Here is a 17554-nt window from a genome sequence, read left to right on the forward strand (position 1 = left end):
GCCGAACGTGCATCAACAGCGCCTATTATGCACGTTCGCCCGTCCAGCGGCGATCAATCTTCCAGTTGTCCTTGCAGCCACAGCAGCAATTCATCGAAGTTGGCGCAGATGGCGTCGGGCTGCACGCCGGCGGCCAGGTGGGCATCGCTGCCCTTGCGGTTCATCCACACGGCACGCATGCCCGCCCCTTGCGCGCCCGTCACGTCGAAGTATAAATCGTCGCCGACATACACAGCTTCATGGGGCGCCACGCCCAGCGCGGCGCAGCCGGCCAGGAAGATGCTGGCATCGGGCTTGGCCACGCCGAAATCGCTGGCGGCAATCGATACCTTGAAATGCTGCGCCAGGCCGATAATTTCAAGATCCGCATTGCCATTCGAAATCGAACCGACCAGCATGCGCTGGCCCATCCAGGCCAGGCCAGGCAAGACATCGTCATATGGCTGCACGCGATGGCGCGCCGCCAGGAACTGTGCGATGGCGCCATCGACGAGGGCGGGATCCTCGCCCGCCGCCTCGAAGGCGGTCAGCAGGCCCGCGCGGCGCAGCTCGATCAGGTTGCCATGGAAATGCGGTTGTTCATTCAGCATGGCCAAGCGGTGCTGGCGCAGCACCTCGATGGAAAACTGCTGCGCCACCTTGGGCGCATGCGCGGCCAGCCAGTCGTGCAGCAAGGTTTCGGCGGCGGCAATCACGGGCGCGATGGGCCACAGGGTATCGTCGAGGTCGAACAGGATGGCCTTGGGCGGCACGGCAGGTTTTACAGGAGCAAGGGACATGGGATTCACGGTGGATGCCGCGCCACAGTGCGCAGCCTGCATCTATTGTCGCATTGATCGCCACAGCCAGCATGGCTGCGCCCCCATGAAATGGGGCCGAGCCAGCGCTTCCCGGCGAAAAATTGTTACAGGGTGATACAAGGCAAGATCATCGAGCTTGCCAGATAGACTAAAATAGGCGCCATTCCAATGCGGCGCCAGCGTCCGCGTTGCGCTACCCAACCTAATTCGTTTTGGAGAATGTATGAAAAATTTGTACCTGCGCTCGATGCTGGCGGCGGCTTGCGCCGTCACATTGGCGGCCTGCGGCGGCAGCGGCGGCAACCTGTATCTGAGTGGCCAAGTGTCCAATCTGGCAAAAGACGGCCTGATTCTCCTGAACAATGGCGAACGCTTGCCGGTCTCCGCAGGTCAGACCTCGTTTGTTTTCACCAAGCTGGTCAACACCGATGACCGCTACGACATCAGCATCGCACAACAGCCCAAAGGCGCCGTGTGCGCGATTACCAATGGCGCAGGCAAGGCATCGAGCTATACCGTGACCACGGCCTTCGTCAGCTGCCAGACCAATTCCTATCCGCTGAGCGGCACGATCACGGGCCTGACCGCCGACGGCTTGACCTTGGCCATTGGCAATACCACCACCAGCCCGCTGAAAGGCAGCACGAGCTATACGTTCCCGAATGTCAATGACGGCATCGCCTACAATATTTCCATAGCGACGTATCCAGCTGGCCTGACGTGCAGCTTCGTGGGCTCTGCCAGCGCCAACGGCCGCGATGTCGTCGGCACCATGGGTTCAGCCGCCACGACCGGCGCCACACTGAACTGCACGGCGCAGTAAGCCACGCGATTCGTCACCACTATATTGGAGAAATACATGAAGTTATCCTGCCTGCGTCCACTCGCCGCGCTGCTGTTGACCCTGGGACTGGCTGCTTGCGGCGGCAAGGCCTCGTATGATGTCAGTGGCACCATCACCAACCTGAACACCAACGGCCTGGTCCTGGCCAACGGCGGCGTCAACCTGCCCGTTAGCGCGGGCCAGACCTCGTTTACCTTTGCCAAACGCATCGACTATGGCACCGACTACAACATCACCGTGCAGACCCAGCCAGCCCACATGACTTGCGCCATCAGTGGCGGAACCGGTTCGGCAGGTCACTACCTGAGCATCCAGGCGGCAGTCGTGTGCACGCAAAATAGCTACACGGTAGGCGGCACGGTCACTGGCCTGACCGCCGACGGCCTGGTCCTGATCAACGGCAATGCGCAAACCTCGGTGGCCAAGGACAGCACGACCTTTACTCTGGGATCGCGCGTTGCCGACGGCGACACGTATGGCATCAGCATATTTACCCAGCCAACGGGCCTGAAGTGCAGCGTGGCACCCAACACGGGCGTCGGCACCATGGGTGAAGCGAACGTGACCACCGTGCAAATCGCCTGTAATCCGGGCTAAGGTCGTGACGCTGGCAGCCGCGGCGCGGCTGTCAGGGAAAGATATCATGGAAATCTATAGTTGATATTCCAAAGATAAATTGGAGTTATATGTGGCGATGCAGCATAATGCATCTGTCTCCTCCAACTCTTCCAAGAATTGGATTTAGCCCGCTTTCACCAGCGGGCTTTTTTTTGCCCAATTCCTCAAGCCGGTTTGCTCAAGCCCGGCTGCAGCATCTGCACGATGCTGGAGAAATCCTGCTGCGCATACCCGGCTTGCGCATGCATCTGGTACAGCTGGCGCACCAGCCCGCCCAAGGGCGTGGGCGCGTTCGCCGACAGGGCCGACTGCTGCGCCAGGCCCAGGTCTTTCAGCATCAGCGCCGTGCCGAAGCCGCCAGTGTAATTGCGCGACGCGGGCGTGCCTTCCATGACGCCAGGCCACGGGTTGTACACTTCCAGGGTCCAGTTACGGCCCGAACTCTTGGCCATGATGTCGGACAACACCTTCGGATCGAGGCCGTGCGCCACACCGAGGTTCAGCGCCTCGGCCGTACCCGCCATCAGAATACCCAGCAGCATGTTGTTGCAAATCTTCGCCACCTGGCCAGCCCCCGCCTCGCCCGCATGGAAGATGTTCTTGCCCATCTTTTCCAGTAAAGGCCGCGCCTGCTGCAAGGCCGCTTCGCTGCCGCCGACGATAAAGGTCAGCGTGCCGGCAGCCGCACCGGCCGTGCCGCCCGAAACGGGCGCATCGATCATGGCAAAGCCCCGCTCGCTCGCCGCCTGCGCCACCTGCCGTGCCACGTCGGCGGCGATGGTGCTGCAATCGATGAACAGGGCACCGGGCTTGGCCGAGTCCAGCACGCCGCCGGACGCCAGGTACAGTTCCTGCACGTGCTTGTTGGCTGGCAGCATGGTGATGACGGCGTCGGCCGTCTGCACGGCCGCGCTGGCGGACGCGGCCGCCGTGGCGCCCGCCTCGACGAGGGACGCCACTGCCGCCGGCGCCAGGTCGAAGACGGACACGTGGAAGCCGGCGGCCACCAGGTTGCGGGCCATCGGCGCGCCCATGTTGCCCAGGCCGATGAAAGCGATATGTTGCATGTTCTTGTCTCCCAATTCTTTTAATGTAAATCGGCCAATGGATGCTGTGTCCACGGCGCGGCAAAATACTCGTCCAGATACGCATCGCCGACCTCAGCCAGACTGGCTGGCTGCCAGCGCGGCGCGTTGTCCTTGTCGATCAGCAAAGCACGCACGCCTTCGCTGAAATCCCCATGAGCGCAGCATTGCACGGCAACGATCAATTCCAGCTGGAACACTTGCGCCAAACTCATGTGGCGCGTGCGCTCACGCATGGCCCAGACCAATGCGGCCGAGCTGGGGGCGCCCTTGTCCAGCGAGTGGGCCGCCTTTTGCAGCCATGCCACATCGCCGTCATAGGCGGCAATGGCGGCCACCACTTCGGGCAAGGTGGGCGCTTGCGTCAGCGCGGCGATGGCATCGAAGTTGGCGCGCACTTCGGAGACGGGCAGCATGGATGCGGGGGCCGAGAAACCGCGCAGCAAGCGGTCCAGCTGCTCGCTGTTCGCCTGCGAACTGGCTTGCCATTGCGCCAGCGCCAGAGAGTCGAGCACCATGGCGCGCTCTTCCTGGCGCAGGAAATAGTCGCCGAGACCGGTGAACAAGGCGTCGGTCGCGTTCATCGGCGCACCCGTCAGCCCCAGGAACAGGCCGCTGCGGCCCGGCATGCGGCCCAGGAACCAGCTGCCGCCCACGTCCGGGAACAGGCCGATCGTGATTTCCGGCATGGCGATGCGCGTGCTTTCCGTCACGACGCGGTGGCTGGCGCCCGCCATCAGGCCCAGGCCGCCCCCCATGACGATGCCGCCGCACCACACCAGCAGCGGTTTTGCATACGTATGGATGCGGTGGTCGAGCCGGTATTCCTCGGCAAAGAAGGCCAGCGCCTGCGGGTTCGGCACGACACCGGGCTGCTCGGCAACTGCCGAGCGCAAGCTGCGCACGTCGCCGCCCGCGCAAAAGGCCTTGTCGGTCGACGATTGCAGCACCACGCAGGCGATGGCCGCGTCACTGGCCCAGCGCACGAGGGCGCCATCGATGGCGCGTATCATGTCCAGCGTCAATGCATGCAAGGATTTCGGCGCATCGAGGGTGATGACGCCCAGCTTCATGCCACCGGGACAGTCACGCTCTTCCAGTTTCACTGTTTCAACCAAGGTTTCAGCCATTGCGCCACTCCGCCGGACGTTTTTCCAGGAACGCTTGCACGCCCTCTTTCTGGTCTTGCGTATCGAACAGGCCGAGGAACAGGGTGCGCTCGTCGGGCAGGGAATTGACCAGGGGACGGCTGCGCGCGCCCTGGATCAGGGTCTTGCACGCCGTCACGCTGCTGGGGCTTTGGCGCGCCACCTTGGCGGCCAGGGCAAGGGCCGTGGCGGCAGCCTTGCCGGTTGGCACGACTTCCTCGACGAGGCCGATGGCCAGGGCCTTGGCTGCATCGACGCGCTCGCCGCACAGTATCATGCGCTTGGCCCAGCCTTCGCCCACCAGCCACGGCAAGTGCTGCGTGCCGCCCGCGCACGGCAGCAAGCCGACCGATGCTTCCGGCAAGGCCATCTGCGCGTGCTCCTCGGCGATGCGGATGTCGCAGGCCAGCGCGCACTCAAGTCCGCCGCCCATGGCATAGCCATTGATGGCGGCGATACTGACGCCGCGAAACGCGGACAGCGCCTCGAACGCTTGGCCAAAGGCGGCGGCCATGGCGAAGGCCGTGTCCTTGTTACCGTCGGCAAACACGTTCAAGTCGGCGCCGGCCGAGAAGAACTTGGCGCCGCCGCCCGTGATCACGAGCGCGTACACGTCCGGGTCGGCATTCAGGTCAGCCACCAGCTGCGTCAGCCCGTTCAGGCTGGCCAGGGTCCACGTGTGGGCCGGAGGATTATCGAGGGTCACCAGGGCCGTGTGGCCACGGCGTTCCAGCAATAAATTTGTATACACTTTGCTCATCGTAAGGTCTCCGTGGCGCCGTCTTTCAAAATCGCTCGCGCGACGATCAGGCGCATGATTTCATTCGTCCCTTCCAGGATCTGGTGCACCCGCGTGTCGCGCACGTGGCGCTCGAGCGGGTACTCGCGGATGTAGCCGTAGCCGCCATGCAATTGCAGCGCATCGTTGGCCACATTGAAACCCACGTCCGTGGCGAATCGTTTGGCCATGGCACAGTACGCCGTGGCGTCCGGGCTTTCCTGGTCCAGTTTCCAGGCAGCCAGACGCACCATCTGGCGCGCCGCCACCAGTTCCGTCAGCATGTCGGCCAGCTTGAATTGCAGGGCCTGGAATTGCGCCAGCTCGCGGCCGAACTGCGTGCGCTCCTTCATGTAGGCTTGCGCCCGCGTGAGGGCCGCCTGCGCCGTGCCCACCGAGCACACGGCGATATTGATGCGCCCGCCGTCGATGCCCTTCATGGCGATGGCAAAACCTTCGCCTTCCGCGCCCAGCAAGTTACCGACAGGAACTTTCACCTGGTCAAAGCTGATGATGCGCGTGGGCTGGCTGTTCCAGCCCATCTTTTCTTCCTTCTTGCCATACACGATGCCGGGCAAATTCGCCGGCACGGCAAACGCGGAAATGCCGGCCGCGCCCTCGCCGCCGGTTCTCGCCATGACGATCAGCATGTCCGTCTGGCCCGCGCCCGAAATGAAGGCCTTGGTTCCATCCAGCACATAAAAGTCGCCATCCCTGACGGCTTTCGTGCGCAAGGACGCCGCGTCGGAACCCGATTGCGGTTCCGTCAGGCAATAGCTAGCCAGCTTCTGGCCGGCGGCCAGGGCCGGTACCCATTCGTCGCACAGGGCTTCCTGCCCCCAGCGCGACAGCATCCAGGTGGCCATATTGTGGATGGTGATGTAAGCCGTGGTCGAGGTGCAACCACCGGCCAGCTCTTCAAACACGATGGCCGCGTCCTGGCGGCTGAGGCCCAGGCCGCCCCAGCGCTGCGGCGTGTACAGGCCGCAAAAGCCCATCTCGCCCGCCTTGGCGATGGTTTCCACGGGAAAGATCGATTCCGCGTCCCAATGCGCCGCGTGCGGCGCCAGTTCGCCTTCGGCAAACGCGCGCGCCGCCTGCTGGAACTCGCGCTGCTCGTCGCTCAGTTCAAAGTCCATGCCAGCTCCTTATTTGAGGCTGATGGTGGTGTTGACCTTGCCCACCGAGGCCGCGTCCGTAAACCAGCGCTGGGTAATCGTTTGCGTCTGCGTGTAGAACAGCACGACTTGCTTGCCGAAAGGGCCCAGGTCGCCCAACTTGGAACCGCGCGAACCCGTAAAGCTGAACAGGGGAACGGGCACAGGGATGGGCACGTTGATGCCGACCTGGCCCACGTCGATTTCTTCCTGGAAGTAGCGGGCGGCCGCGCCGCTTTGCGTAAACAGCGCCGTGCCATTGCCGTTCGGATTCGCGTTCACGAGGGCGATCGCTTCATCCAGGGTGTCGACTTCGACGACGATCAGCACGGGTCCAAAGATTTCCTGGTCATACACGACCATGCCGGGTTTCACGCCGGACAGAATCGTCGGCCCGACGAAGTTGCCGTTCGGATAGCCATCGACCTTGACGTCGCGGCCATCGAGAGTCAGCACGGCGCCCTGTTCGATGCCCTTGGCAACGAGGCTGTGCACGCGCTCCTTGGCGGCGCAGGAAATGACGGGACCGAGGTCGGGATTGGCCTTGCCCGCGCCCACGGTCAAAGTTTGCGCCTTGGCGGCCAGTTCCGGCAGCCACTCGCGCGCTTCGCCCACCAGCACGGCGACCGAGGCGGCCATGCAGCGCTGGCCGGCGGCACCGAAGCCCGCACCCAGCAACTGGTTCAGGGTCTGTTCTTTATTTGCGTCAGGCAAGACGACGGCGTGGTTCTTGGCGCCCATCATGCACTGCGCGCGCTTGCCGTTCAGGCTGGCGCGCTGGTACACATGCGTGCCCACCTTGCTCGAGCCCACGAACGAAATCGCCTTGATGTCCCGGTGGTCGCACAGGGCATTGACGACGTCTTCGCCACCGTGGATCACGTTCAGCACGCCGGCCGGGATGCCCGCCTGCAGGGCCAGGCGCACGAGTTTTTCCGTCACGAGCGGATCTTGCTCCGATGGTTTCAGCACGAAAGTATTGCCGCAGGCAATTGCCATCGGGAACATCCACAGGGGGATCATGGCGGGGAAATTGAACGGGGTGATACCGGCGCACACGCCCAGCGGCTGCATCACGCTGTAGGTATCGACGCCGCCGGCCACGTTTTGCGCGTATTCGCCCATTTGCAACGTGCCGATATTGGCGGCATGTTCCACCACTTCCAGGCCACGGAAGACGTCGCCTTCCGCGTCGAGCAAGGTCTTGCCCTGTTCCATCGTCAAGGTGGCGGCCAGGTCGGCCATGTTTTCGCGGATCAGCTGCTGCAATTTGAGGAAAATGCGGGCGCGCGCGCCGATCGGCGTCTTGCGCCAGGTTTTGAAGGCGCGCTGGGCCGAGGCGATGGCCGCGTTGACTTCGTCCGGCGTGGCAAACGGCACCTTGGCCAGAACTTCCTGCGTGGCCGGGTTGACGACGTCGCGCCAGACGGTGGTTTGGGATTCAACCCACTCGCCGTTGATCAACAGTGGAACGGTCGGAATAGTATTTTGCGTGGTCACTCGGTGTCTCCTCATTGGGGTATAGGTCTGTTTGCATTATTCGCACAATCGCCGCCGCGAACAAGGCGTGAAAATGCGAGATAATGCAAAGCTGAATCTGTTAATCTGCAAAGATTGTAAATTTGCAGACTCCACAAACCGGGGAAGAGGAAACGCGATGGCAAAGGTTTTCATGGGCGTGCGCCTGCAGCGGCTGCGCGAGGAACGGCGCATGACGCAGGTGGCACTGGCCAAGTCCCTGGGCATTTCCCCCAGCTACCTGAACCAGATGGAGCGCAACCAGCGTCCGCTGACGGTGCCTATTTTGCTGCGCATCGGCACGGTGCTGGGAGTCGATCCGCAAATCTTTTCCGAGCACGACAGCGCCAGCCTGGTGGCGGACGTCCGCGATGTGTTCGGCGAATTGCCGGACGCGCCGCCCACCTCGATGGCGGAACTCAAGATGCTGGTGGAAAACATGCCGGAACTGGCCCGCTCGATCTTGCTCTTGCAGCGGCGCTACCGCGTGATGGCGGAGCGGGCCGATACGCTGGCCGCGCGCCTCGACGACGGCAGCCGCGGCGCCAGCTCGGCGGCCCCGTCCACGGACGAGGAAGTGCGCGAATACCTGAACCGGCGGCAAAACTACATCGATGAACTGGACCGGGCGGCGGAACTGGTGGCGGGCGAACTCGATCCCGCCCTGCGCACGCTCGACGCGCTGCAAGGCCGGCTGCAGGAACGCCACGGCATCGCAGTGCGCCTGTCCGATGGCGACGCGGGCATGGTGCGCAAGCACCGCTACGACGCCCAGCAACAGATTTTATGGCTGCCCGACACCCTGACGGGCGGCCAGCGCGCCTTCCAGATGGCGGCGCAAATCAGCCTGCTCGAGCACAGCGACTTGATCGACGCTCTCGTGCTGGCGGCGGGATTGTCCGGCGCGGCCGCGCAAACGGGCGCGCGCCTGGCGTTCTCGAATTATTTTGCGGGCGCCCTGCTGATGCCGTATCAGCGCTTCCTGCAGGCGGCGGAAACGCGCGCCTACGATATCGAGCGCCTGGCGCACCAGTTCGGCGTGGGCTTCGAAGCCGTGTGCCACCGCCTGAGCACCATGCAGCGCCCCGATGGGGCGGGGCTGCCATTTTTCTTCGTGCGGGTCGACCGCGCGGGCAATGTCTCGAAGCGCCAGTCGGCCACGGACTTTCATTTCTCGAGAGTGGGCGGCACGTGCCCGCTGTGGATCGTCTACGACGCCTTCAGCCATCCGGGCCAGGTGCTCACGCAAGTGGCCAGCATGCCGGACGGCTGCACCTATCTGTGGATCGCGCGCCAGGTCAGCACGGCGTCGCCGGGCTTTCGCGCACCGGGCAAGACGTTTGCCGTGGCGCTGGGCTGCGACATCTCGCAGGCGCACCGGCTGATCTATTCAAAGGGACTCGATCTGCACGATCCTTCCAGCGCCACGCCGATCGGCACGGGCTGCAAGGTGTGCGAGCGCCAAAGCTGCCCGCAGCGGGCGTTTCCGTCGCTGCTGGCGCCGCCGCCAGCGTCAGCCTGATTTATTCGGCGACCCGGGCGCGCAGCGCGTCGAATTCGCGCGCAAACTCCACGCGCCAGTCGCGCCGCGTGGACTCGTCTATCCAGGCCGCGTCCAGGCCATTCAACATGAAGCCGCGCATGTCGTCGAGGCCAAAGCCGAATTCGCGCATCATCATCCAGGCGCCCGTCGGCGTCACGTGGTGCAGGGTCGGATCGTCCGTGTTCGGATGCAGTTTCAGGCCCAGCTTGGCCATGGCGCGGATCGGGTGATCAAGCGCCCAGCGCTCGGGCGCCAGGGTGCGCAAGTAATACGAATTGGTCGGCACCACGGTAAATACGAGACCGCGCTCCACGCAGCGCTGCGCCAGTTCCGGATTGTCGACGATCGTATAGCCATGGTCGACCCGGTCCACCTTCAATTCGTCTATCGCCGTCTCCACGTTCATCCACGGCATGCCGAATTCGCCCGCATGCGCCGTGCATTTGAAACCGGCGGCGCGCGCGGCGCGGTAGGCGTCGATGAACAGTTCCGGCGGGCGGTCGTTTTCGCGGTAGTCGATGCCGATGCCGATGACTTCCGGCGCGCGGTAGGCCTTCATCCACTCCACCATCTGCACGGCTTCGGCAGGACTGGCTTCACGGTCGATGCTGGGGATCAAACGGCCGATCACGCCGAAGTCGCGCTGCGCGTCGCGGATGGCGGCCACGATGGCGTCTTGCGCCGATTCGTAACGGATGCCCGACACGCGCACGGTGCCGGTCGGGTTCCAGAAAAACTCAGCATAGCGCACGCCGTGGCCATGCGCGTCTTCCAGATATTCGTAGGCCAGGCAATACAGATCGGTCGGCGAGACGATCAGGTGCGCGTCGAGCGCGCGCAACACGCGCAGCACGCCGACGGGCTTGTCGCCGCGCGTATAGAACGCGTCGATTTCCTCAGGCGTGACGACATTGCCCGTCTTGGCGGCCAGCGCGCGGAAGGTTGCCTGGCGCACCGTGCCGAACAAATGGCAATGCAGCTCCACTTTCGGCATGGCGCGTAAAAACTGTTCGATGCTCAGGGGGGAATTAGACATGAAGCTCGTTTCGTAATGGAGTGGATCAGGCGAGAATGCCGGTCAGGCGCTGCATCAGCAACGCGATGGCGGCCGGCCCGTCGGCCAGCATCGCCACCTGCGTGTTGATGGCGGCGCGGCGCGGCACGCGGAACTCGCACACCGTCATGCCGCGCGTCAGTTCGCCCGTCAATTCGATGGCCACGTGGGCGCTCTGGAACTGGAACAGCTGCGGCGCTTCCAGGTACAGCGCCACGACGGGGTCGTACATGGGCATGGGCACGGAACCGTCGGCACTGCGGATGCGCACATACGCTTCCAGGTAGCCGGCCAGACGCTGCGCGCGCGGCGTGCCGATGGCGCGCAGCTGCCGCACTTCCGCATTCGTCACCAAGAGCTGGCGGCACAGGTTCAAGCCGAACATGCGCAGCGGGATGCCGGCCTTGAACACCTGGGCGGCCGCTTCCGGGTCCGCATAGACATTGAATTCGGCCGCCGCCGTGTGGTTGCCCTGGTCGGTGGAGCCACCCATCAAAATGATTTCGACGATTTTTTCGGCGATGTCGGGCGCGCGGCTCAAGGCGGTCGCCAGGTTCGTCATCGGCGCAATCGCCATGATGGTGATCTGGCCGGGATGCTTGCGCACGGCGGCGATCAGCGCGTCGACGGCGTGGCCGGCAGCGTCCGTAGCCGCGCCGGGCGGCAGGATCTCGCCCGTCGTCGGCATGCCGCTGTCGCCGAGGATGCGCTGCGCCGTTTCGATGACGCCGGCCAGCGGCTCTTCGCACCCGCGGTAGATCGGTACCGTCAAGCCGTCATGGGCCTTGATGCGCAAGGCGTTGTCGTAGGTGATGGCGACGGGCGCATTGCCCGCCACCACGCTCACGCCCAGCCACTCGATATCGGGATTGCTGCCCAGGAGCAGCATCGTCAGCCAGTCGTCGAAACCGGGATCGGTATCGAGCCAGATTTTTTTCAAGGGTTTGTCCATGATGGTTCCAAACGAGGTTAGGCACCCAGCCACAGGGCGCTGTCGGCCGGCAGCACGAAGGAGACGGCCGTGCCTTCGCGCCAGGCGGCGCCGCCGGCCGCGCAAATGCCCTTGACCTGGCCCAGCGGCGTTTGCAGCAGGTATTCAACGGTGTCGCCCAGGAAGCCGCGTGCCAGCACGGTGCCCGGGTATTGGCCTGCAACGTCATCCGATGCGCAGACGCGCACCTTGTCCGGACGCCAGCCCAGCACCGTGGTGCCAGCGGCGACGGGAGACGTATACGGCAGGCTGGCGCCAGCGTGGTGCAGCGCGCCGTCGCGGTAATCGAACAGGTTTTCAAAACCCATGAAGTTGGCAACGAAGCGCGTCGACGGCGTGTTGAACACGGCTTCCGGCGCGGCCAGTTGCTCGATGCGCCCGCCGTTCATGACGACGATGCGGTCGGACAGGGCCAGCGCCTCTTCCTGGTCATGCGTCACGTACAGCATGGTGATGCCCAGTTCGCGCTGGATGCGGCGCAGCTCGGCGCGCATCTGCACGCGCAGCTTGGCGTCCAGGTTCGACAGCGGTTCATCGAGCAGCAGCAGGGCCGGTTCGACGACGATGGCGCGCGCCAGCGCCACGCGCTGCTGCTGGCCGCCCGACATCTGCGCCGGCAAGCGCGTCTCGAAACCGGTCAGGCCCACGGCGGCGATCACGGCTTCCACTTTCGTTTTCAGCAGGGCCGGCGCGACCTTGCGCAGGCGCAGGCCAAAGGCGATGTTGTCGTACACGTTCAGGTGCGGGAACAGCGCATACGACTGGAACACCATGCCGATATTGCGTTTATTCGGCGCCAGCTTGCCGATCTCGCGGCCGTCCAGAATGATGCGGCCCGACTGCAGCGGCATCAGGCCGGCAATCGCGCGCATGGTGGTGGTCTTGCCGCAGCCGCTGGGGCCCAGCAGGGAAATCAGTTCGCCCTGCTCGACGTGCAGGTCCAGGTCTTTCACGGACGTCGTGTTCTTGGCGTAGCCGAGGTTCAGCTTGTGCAGTTCCAGATAACTCATGGTGTGTTGCCTCTTACATGTATTTAGAAATGCCCAGCACCTTCTCGGTCACCATCACGAAGGCCATGGTGAACAAGACCAGCAAGGTCGACAGGGCAGCGATCGACGGATCGAAGCTGTTTTCCATATGGCCCAGCATCTCGATCGGCAAGGTGCTGATGCCGGGGCCCGTGAGGAACAGCGAGACGGGCACCTGGTTGAACGAAGTGACAAAGGCAAGGAAGAAGGCGGCGATCACGGCGTTGCGGATATTCGGCAGCACGATCATGAAGAAGGCCCGCAGGCGCGACGCGCCCAAGGTGATCGCGGCATCCTCGATATCCACGCGCAGGTTGACCAGGCTGGCGTACACCACGCGCACCGAATACGGTATCAACAACGCGATATGGCCGATCAGCAGGCCCACGTAGACGGGCGCGTTGATCGTCAGGACCAGGTGGTGCAGCAAGCCCAGGCCGACGAGGATGGCGGGAATGATCAGCGGCGACGTCAGCACCTGGCGGATGGCCCCGATGCCCGGTGGCGGCATGCGCGAAAACGCATACGCGACGGGGATGCCCAGCAGCAGCGCGATGACGGTGGCGATCAGGCCGATTTCCAGGCTGGTCTGGAAGGCACGGCGGAACTCGGGCGCCGACCACACTTCGATGATCCAGCGCAGCGAGTAGGACTCGGGCGGAAAGGCCAGCGTCTCGCCGCCGGAAAAGCCGGCCAATACGACGATGGCGAAAGGCCCCAGCAGGAACAGGAACACCAGCCACAGGACGGCGCGCGAAAACAAGCTTTCTTTCATACGGAGCTCCGGCTCGAGGAAATACGTTTAAGGCCGGCGTTGACCAGCAGGGTCATGCAGACGAGGATGACGGCGATCACATTCGCCGCGCCAAAGTCGCTCTCCACGCTGACCTTCTGGTACAGCAGCGTTTCCAGCATCAGCACCTTGGTGCCGCCCAGCAGGGCCGGCGTCACATAGGCCGTCACGCAGCCCGTAAAGACCAGGGTGCCGCCGACAACCAGGCCTTCCTGCGTCAGCGGCAGGGTGACCTTGCAAAACACTTGCCATGGATTGGCGCCCAGGGTGGCGGCGGCCGGTTCCACGTCGCGCGGCAGGTTTTCCAGCGCGCCCGCCAAGGACATCAGCATCAATGGCAGCAGCAATTGCAGCAGGCCGACAAAGACGGCGAACTCGCTGAACAGCAAACGCAGCGGCTCCTCCGTGAAACCCATGTTGACGAGCGCCGCGTTGAGGGCGCCATTGCGCCCCAGCAACACGATCCAGGCGTAGGTGCGCGCGATCGGCGAGACCATCAGCGGCAATATCATCATGCCCACCACCAGTCCGCGCCACTTCGGCGACACGCGCGCCACGGCTTGCGCGGCCGGGTAGCCGAGGAGGATGGCCGCCAGGGTCACCAGCGCGGCGATGCGCAGGGTGCGCCAGAAAATGGTGCGGTTGAATTCCTGCGAGAAGAAGTCGATGAAGCGGTCGACGCCCCACTGCATGCCGTCGCCGACGCGGAAGGCGTCGACCAGCAAGGCCAGCACGGGCAGCAGGAAGCAGACGACGATAAAGATCAGCGCCGGCAGGACCAGCAGCAGTCCCAGGCGCTTTTTTGGATCAGCAAACATGGTGTTCTCTCCTCGTCACCACTATTTGCTCATGGCCTTGTTCCACTGCGTCATCCAGTTGCTGCGCTGCTTGATGATGGTTTCCGGCTTGACGAATTTCAGCGAATTGATCTGGTCGGCGCCATAGGTATTGAATTGCGCGGCGGCCACGGACAGGCGCACGTCCTTGTTGACGGGCGAGTCGACCAGGTTGGTCGCCAGTTGCGTCTGCACTTCCTTGGACAGCCAGAAATCCATCAGCTGGTAGGCCAGGTCCGCGTTCTTCGAACCGGCGACGATGCCCATCACGTTCATGCCGGCCGCCTGGCCTTCGGCCGGGATGCTCCACTTCAGGGGCAGGCCCGTCTTGAGCATTTGCGACCACGTAAAGCGCGCCACGGGCGCGGCCCAGATTTCATCCTGGGCGAACAATGCCGCCAGCTGCGCGCTGTTCTTCGAGAACGTGACGACGTTGCCCTTCATGCCGACGATCTTCGCAAAGCCCGTGGCGTAGTCGTCCGTCTTGCCGCCCCAGGCCGCATCGGCCATGCGCAGCATCAACGGCCCCTGCGTGGTGCTCACGTCGGGGAAGGCCACGCGGCCCTTCAGTTCGGGGCGCCACAGGTCCTTCCACGACGTCAGCGGGGCAATCTTGTCGCTGCGGTACACCAGGCCCACCGAGTACAGGGTGTAGCCGACGGCGTAGTTGCCGCCGATGGGGTTTTTCGCCACGTCGTACAGGGCTTTGTAATTGCTCAGCTTGGAGTAATCCATGGGCTGGATGACGCCCTTTTGCGCCGCTTCCAGCATGCCGGAATCGGACAGCAGCACCAGGTCGATCACCGGGTTCTTGGCATGCACCACCAGCTTGGCGATGCGGTCCGCGTTATTCCCCGTTTCCACCTTGATATCGCACCCGCATTTGGCCTTGAACGGCTCGTACACATACTTCATGAACAAGGGCTGGGCGATCGGATAGGCCGAAATGACCAGCTCGCGTTTTTCCGCGTGGGCGGCGTTGGCCAGCAAGCCTAGGCTCAACGCCAACATGAGGTGCTTTTTCAAGATGCTTCCTTTCAGGGGGCGGCGCTGGGGGGCAGCGCCTGTAAAGATGAATCAGAGTCAGAAATAATGCCGCATGCCGGCGATCAGGACACTTTGCGTCTTGCCGCCCGAGGCGCCGAAGCCGAACACGCGGGCGAACGTCGCGTCACCCGCCGCTTTCTGGTAGCTCCAGGTGATGGCGACATCGGTGCGCTTGGACAGGAAGTAATCGGCCTGGAAGTTGACCTGATGCCATTTCGGCGTCTTGTTGATCACGTCGTATTTACCGGTGGTATAGAAATACGAGGCGCCCAGGTTCAACGCTTCCGTCAGCTTGTGGTTCACGTTCAGGTCCACGTTTTGCAAGGTCAGATTGCTTTGATCCAGGTAGTGGTAGCGCACGTTGGTGTACAGCGCGCCAAACTTGGTCTTGCCCACATTATAAAAGCCTCCCGTGCCGGCAATGGCCTGGCTGTCCACGCCGGCGCCCTTGACGGCGCTCTTGTTGAAGATCAACAGAGAGCTGGCGTAGTCATTGCCGATGGCGCCATTCGGCGCGTCCGGGCTGTTCGGGCGATCCATCTTGGTGTAGGCGACGGCCCAGCTGAAGGCGTCGACCTTGTAGCCGGCGCCCATGCTGTAGACGCGGTTGCGGTTCGAGTCTTCCGGATTTTCGCTGAAGCCGTACAAGCCCGTAAACGACAGATTGCTGATGTTCGGGCTGACATACTTGACGGCATTTTGCACGCGCAGGTTGTTGTAGCCATTGTCGTTGTCGCCGATGTGCACGCCGTTACTGGCGATGACCACCGGGCCCAGCAGATCCTTGACGGCTTCGTACTGGCGGCCCAAGGTCAGGGTGCCCTTGTCGTTGCTGGACAGACCCACATACGACTGGCGGCCGAACAGACGGCCGCTTTGCGAGGCCGTGCCCGTCATGACGTTAAAACCGTTTTCCAGCACGAAGACGGCCTTGGTGCCGTCGCCCAGATCTTCCTGGCCGCGGAAGCCGATGCGGGGATTCTGATTCGTGCCGCTCAGCGCATGCGTGCGGCTGCCCTTGCCTTCATCCGATACATAGCCGATACCGGCCGACAGCAAGCCATACACTTGCACGCTGCTTTGCGCCTGCGCCACGCCGTGCGCCGCCAGCAAGCCCCCCACCACCATCGTTCCCGTCATCCATTTGTTCATCGCCGCCACCCTAAAAAAAAGAATAAACCCTGAGTTTTTTTGGAATTATTGTATTGATGCGTCCCTTGCATGGCCCGCTGCCGCGAGTACCGGCGCCGCCTGGCAAGCGCTTCTCTGAAGATTGTTGCCTTCAAGACAAGTCAAGACCAGTCCAGAATATGGTAAATTGCAGGATAAGAAAATTTGTTTATTTTTATAAATCCATTACTTTTTTTGATAAACAAAGCCATGCATGAACTGAGCAAGAAGATTTCCTTACGACATTTGCAAGCGTTTGCCACCCTCGCCCGGGTAAACAGCTTCAGCAAGGCTGCACAGGAATTGTGCGTGACCCAGCCGGCCCTGAGCGCATCGATCAAGCTGCTGGAAAATCAGCTGGGAAAAAAGTTGTTTAACCGCACAACCCACCAGCTGGAACTGACGCGCGAGGGAAAACTGGCGCTCGACTACGCCACGCATTTATTGAATACGGCAAGCAATACCTTTGCCGATATCCAGCGCGCCATCGGCAGCGGCCGGCACCGCATCCGCATCGGCGCCATCCCGTCGGCCATGGCGATGACGGCCGTCGTCGTGGCCCGCTACTGCGAGCAGCATGGTGATGAAGTGGAAATCGTCCTGTCGGACATGCCCAACGACGGCTTGCTGCACGCCCTGCATTCGGGCCAGCTGGACTTTTGCGTGGGCATCGAAGTGCCCGGTTCCGTCTCGCTGGAAAGCGTGGGCCTGTTCGAAGACGAGCTGGTGCTGGTGACGGCGGGACGCCATGCGCTGGCGCCGCTCAAGGAAGTGCGCTGGGACCAGCTGGCGGGCCAGGAAATCGTCGTGTTTACCAAGGGCAGCATCTGGGAGTTCGCCTCGAGCGCGCTGCGCCAGCATGGCTTGAGCCCGTCGAGCCTGTACCAGATGATACATAGCGAATCGCTGTACGGCGTGGTGCGCGCCGGCATCGCCGTGGGCATCATGCCCAGCTTGTACACGACCTTCCTCAACGACGAGGACCTGCACGTGGCGCCGCTGCGCCAGCCCACGTGCAAGCGCAAGATCGCCCTGATGCGGCGCAATGAAATCAGCCGCAACCACCATGTGGACGACTGTTTTTCAGCGCTGCGGCAGGATTTGCAGCAGGTCGACCAGTGGTTTTAAGTTAAGCCAGCACTGC

General features: G+C 63.0%; 17 protein-coding genes. 4 read left to right on the forward strand and 13 right to left on the reverse strand.

Translation table 11 applies throughout. The features are described 5' to 3' along the window. Positions 1 to 53: 53 nt before the first annotated feature. Complete coding sequence (locus BLU39_RS08840) at positions 54 to 779, reverse strand: HAD family hydrolase (RefSeq protein WP_175539244.1); 726 nt, start codon at positions 777 to 779, stop codon at positions 54 to 56. A 244-nt stretch (positions 780 to 1023) separates the two neighbouring features. Between BLU39_RS08840 and BLU39_RS08845 the strand changes: the two genes are divergently transcribed. Continuing rightward, positions 1024 to 1623 (forward strand): hypothetical protein, encoded by a 600-nt coding sequence (locus tag BLU39_RS08845; RefSeq protein ID WP_092711963.1) that lies wholly within the window; start codon positions 1024 to 1026, stop codon positions 1621 to 1623. Positions 1624 to 1659: 36 nt separating this feature from the next. Next, a complete protein-coding gene (locus BLU39_RS08850; RefSeq protein WP_092711965.1) occupies positions 1660 to 2241 on the forward strand; it encodes a hypothetical protein in 582 nt (193 codons plus the stop codon). 185 nt (positions 2242 to 2426) lie between these two features. Here the strand turns inward: BLU39_RS08850 and mmsB are convergent, their stop codons facing one another. Genes mmsB through BLU39_RS08875 form a run of 5 tightly spaced genes read right to left on the reverse strand, consistent with a single transcriptional unit; the run spans position 2427 to position 7930 of the window. After that, entirely contained in the window at positions 2427 to 3329 is a 903-nt protein-coding gene (gene mmsB, locus BLU39_RS08855) for a 3-hydroxyisobutyrate dehydrogenase (RefSeq protein ID WP_092712249.1), read from the reverse strand. A 20-nt stretch (positions 3330 to 3349) separates the two neighbouring features. After that, positions 3350 to 4477, reverse strand: a complete 1128-nt coding sequence (locus BLU39_RS08860) for an enoyl-CoA hydratase/isomerase family protein (RefSeq protein ID WP_092711967.1) — start codon at positions 4475 to 4477, stop codon at positions 3350 to 3352. Further along, positions 4470 to 5255 (reverse strand): enoyl-CoA hydratase, encoded by a 786-nt coding sequence (locus tag BLU39_RS08865; RefSeq protein ID WP_092711969.1) that lies wholly within the window; start codon positions 5253 to 5255, stop codon positions 4470 to 4472. The genes BLU39_RS08860 and BLU39_RS08865 overlap by 8 nt, the downstream gene beginning before the upstream one ends. Next, a complete protein-coding gene (locus tag BLU39_RS08870; protein ID WP_071075240.1) occupies positions 5252 to 6412 on the reverse strand; it encodes an acyl-CoA dehydrogenase family protein in 1161 nt (386 codons plus the stop codon). The genes BLU39_RS08865 and BLU39_RS08870 overlap by 4 nt, the downstream gene beginning before the upstream one ends. Positions 6413 to 6421: 9 nt before the next feature. Next, on the reverse strand, positions 6422 to 7930 hold the full coding sequence (locus BLU39_RS08875; RefSeq protein WP_254788928.1) for a CoA-acylating methylmalonate-semialdehyde dehydrogenase: 1509 nt from the start codon (positions 7928 to 7930) through the stop codon (positions 6422 to 6424). Between the two features lie 157 nt (positions 7931 to 8087). Here BLU39_RS08875 and BLU39_RS08880 point away from each other — a divergent pair, with 157 nt between their 5' ends. Further along, positions 8088 to 9470: a short-chain fatty acyl-CoA regulator family protein gene (locus BLU39_RS08880; RefSeq protein ID WP_092711973.1), complete on the forward strand. Its 1383-nt coding sequence runs from the start codon at positions 8088 to 8090 to the stop codon at positions 9468 to 9470. Between the two features lies 1 nt (position 9471). Here the strand turns inward: BLU39_RS08880 and BLU39_RS08885 are convergent, their stop codons facing one another. From BLU39_RS08885 to BLU39_RS08915, 7 genes are read right to left on the reverse strand one after another with little or no spacing between them, the layout of a single operon-like run. Further along, positions 9472 to 10527 carry an adenosine deaminase family protein gene (locus tag BLU39_RS08885; protein ID WP_092711975.1) on the reverse strand — a complete coding sequence of 352 codons (1056 nt, stop codon included), beginning with the start codon at positions 10525 to 10527 and terminating at the stop codon, positions 9472 to 9474. A 25-nt stretch (positions 10528 to 10552) separates the two neighbouring features. Further along, the gene (locus BLU39_RS08890; protein ID WP_254788929.1) at positions 10553 to 11497 is read right to left on the reverse strand and encodes a nucleoside hydrolase; all 945 of its coding nucleotides are present in this window, start codon (positions 11495 to 11497) and stop codon (positions 10553 to 10555) included. Positions 11498 to 11514: 17 nt separating this feature from the next. Beyond that, entirely contained in the window at positions 11515 to 12546 is a 1032-nt protein-coding gene (locus BLU39_RS08895) for an ABC transporter ATP-binding protein (RefSeq protein WP_092711977.1), read from the reverse strand. A 13-nt stretch (positions 12547 to 12559) separates the two neighbouring features. After that, entirely contained in the window at positions 12560 to 13339 is a 780-nt protein-coding gene (locus BLU39_RS08900; protein WP_034745682.1) for an ABC transporter permease, read from the reverse strand. After that, positions 13336 to 14175 (reverse strand): ABC transporter permease, encoded by an 840-nt coding sequence (locus tag BLU39_RS08905; RefSeq protein ID WP_092711979.1) that lies wholly within the window; start codon positions 14173 to 14175, stop codon positions 13336 to 13338. Before BLU39_RS08905 ends, BLU39_RS08900 begins: the two co-directional genes overlap by 4 nt. A gap of 21 nt (positions 14176 to 14196) precedes the next feature. Further along, positions 14197 to 15219, reverse strand: coding sequence for an ABC transporter substrate-binding protein (locus tag BLU39_RS08910; protein WP_034745676.1), 1023 nt, complete (start codon positions 15217 to 15219; stop codon positions 14197 to 14199). Between the two features lie 57 nt (positions 15220 to 15276). Next, positions 15277 to 16392, reverse strand: coding sequence for a porin (locus tag BLU39_RS08915; protein ID WP_254788930.1), 1116 nt, complete (start codon positions 16390 to 16392; stop codon positions 15277 to 15279). A 228-nt stretch (positions 16393 to 16620) separates the two neighbouring features. Between BLU39_RS08915 and BLU39_RS08920 the strand changes: the two genes are divergently transcribed. Next, complete coding sequence (locus BLU39_RS08920) at positions 16621 to 17538, forward strand: LysR family transcriptional regulator (protein ID WP_034745670.1); 918 nt, start codon at positions 16621 to 16623, stop codon at positions 17536 to 17538. Positions 17539 to 17554: the final 16 nt, after the last annotated feature.

Source organism: Janthinobacterium sp. OK676 (assembly GCF_900103595.1).
Taxonomy (GTDB): Bacteria; Pseudomonadota; Gammaproteobacteria; order Burkholderiales; family Burkholderiaceae_D; genus Janthinobacterium.

Bases quoted from the DNA above. Each gene is read 5' to 3' on its own strand.
- BLU39_RS08840 (WP_175539244.1), bottom strand. From the start codon at position 779: ATGTCCCTTGCTCCTGTAAAACCTGCCGTGCCGCCCAAGGCCATCCTG.
- BLU39_RS08845 (WP_092711963.1), top strand. From the start codon at position 1,024: ATGAAAAATTTGTACCTGCGCTCGATGCTGGCGGCGGCTTGCGCCGTC.
- BLU39_RS08850 (WP_092711965.1), top strand. From the start codon at position 1,660: ATGAAGTTATCCTGCCTGCGTCCACTCGCCGCGCTGCTGTTGACCCTG.
- mmsB (WP_092712249.1), bottom strand. From the start codon at position 3,329: ATGCAACATATCGCTTTCATCGGCCTGGGCAACATGGGCGCGCCGATG.
- BLU39_RS08860 (WP_092711967.1), bottom strand. From the start codon at position 4,477: ATGGCTGAAACCTTGGTTGAAACAGTGAAACTGGAAGAGCGTGACTGT.
- BLU39_RS08865 (WP_092711969.1), bottom strand. From the start codon at position 5,255: ATGAGCAAAGTGTATACAAATTTATTGCTGGAACGCCGTGGCCACACG.
- BLU39_RS08870 (WP_071075240.1), bottom strand. From the start codon at position 6,412: ATGGACTTTGAACTGAGCGACGAGCAGCGCGAGTTCCAGCAGGCGGCG.
- BLU39_RS08880 (WP_092711973.1), top strand. From the start codon at position 8,088: ATGGCAAAGGTTTTCATGGGCGTGCGCCTGCAGCGGCTGCGCGAGGAA.
- BLU39_RS08885 (WP_092711975.1), bottom strand. From the start codon at position 10,527: ATGTCTAATTCCCCCCTGAGCATCGAACAGTTTTTACGCGCCATGCCG.
- BLU39_RS08890 (WP_254788929.1), bottom strand. From the start codon at position 11,497: ATGGACAAACCCTTGAAAAAAATCTGGCTCGATACCGATCCCGGTTTC.
- BLU39_RS08895 (WP_092711977.1), bottom strand. From the start codon at position 12,546: ATGAGTTATCTGGAACTGCACAAGCTGAACCTCGGCTACGCCAAGAAC.
- BLU39_RS08900 (WP_034745682.1), bottom strand. From the start codon at position 13,339: ATGAAAGAAAGCTTGTTTTCGCGCGCCGTCCTGTGGCTGGTGTTCCTG.
- BLU39_RS08905 (WP_092711979.1), bottom strand. From the start codon at position 14,175: ATGTTTGCTGATCCAAAAAAGCGCCTGGGACTGCTGCTGGTCCTGCCG.
- BLU39_RS08915 (WP_254788930.1), bottom strand. From the start codon at position 16,392: ATGAACAAATGGATGACGGGAACGATGGTGGTGGGGGGCTTGCTGGCG.
- BLU39_RS08920 (WP_034745670.1), top strand. From the start codon at position 16,621: ATGCATGAACTGAGCAAGAAGATTTCCTTACGACATTTGCAAGCGTTT.